Genomic DNA, 644 nt, shown 5'->3' on the forward strand with positions numbered 1-644 from the left:
GTGATGTTTGTTGCAACGTCTAACTCGATGAATATTCCTGGTCCGTTACTTGATCGTATGGAAGTGATTCGTCTATCCGGTTACACCGAAGATGAAAAACTAAACATTGCGAAGCGTCACCTTGTTGAAAAACAAGTGCAACGTAATGGCTTGAAACCAAACGAGATAGTCATCGAAGATTCAGCAATCATCGGTATTATCCGTTACTACACTCGTGAAGCGGGTGTGCGTGGTCTTGAGCGTGAGATTTCTAAGATCTGCCGCAAAGCAGTGAAGAACATCCTGCTAGATAAAGACATCAAATCAGTGACGGTAACGATGGACAACCTAAAAGAATACTTGGGTGTTCAACGTTTCGATTACGGGAAAGCTGATGAAAGCAACCGAATTGGTCAAGTTACTGGTCTAGCTTGGACTGAAGTGGGTGGCGATCTATTAACGATTGAAACTCAATCTATGCCAGGTAAAGGCAAGCTTACTCAAACAGGTTCACTGGGCGACGTAATGCAAGAGTCTATCCAAGCTGCAATGACCGTGGTGCGCTCTCGTGCAGATAAACTGGGCATTAACTCAGATTTCTACGAGAAAAAAGACATCCACGTTCACGTGCCTGAAGGTGCGACGCCGAAAGATGGCCCAAGTGC

The 644-nt window shown here is 45.2% G+C and carries 1 protein-coding gene; it reads left to right on the plus strand.

Translation table 11 applies throughout. From position 1 onward, the window contains the following. The coding region (locus R7O13_RS28030) for a S16 family serine protease (RefSeq protein WP_318305342.1) at positions 1-644 on the plus strand (644 nt) is incomplete at both ends.

The organism is Vibrio sp. Y176, from assembly GCF_033438945.1.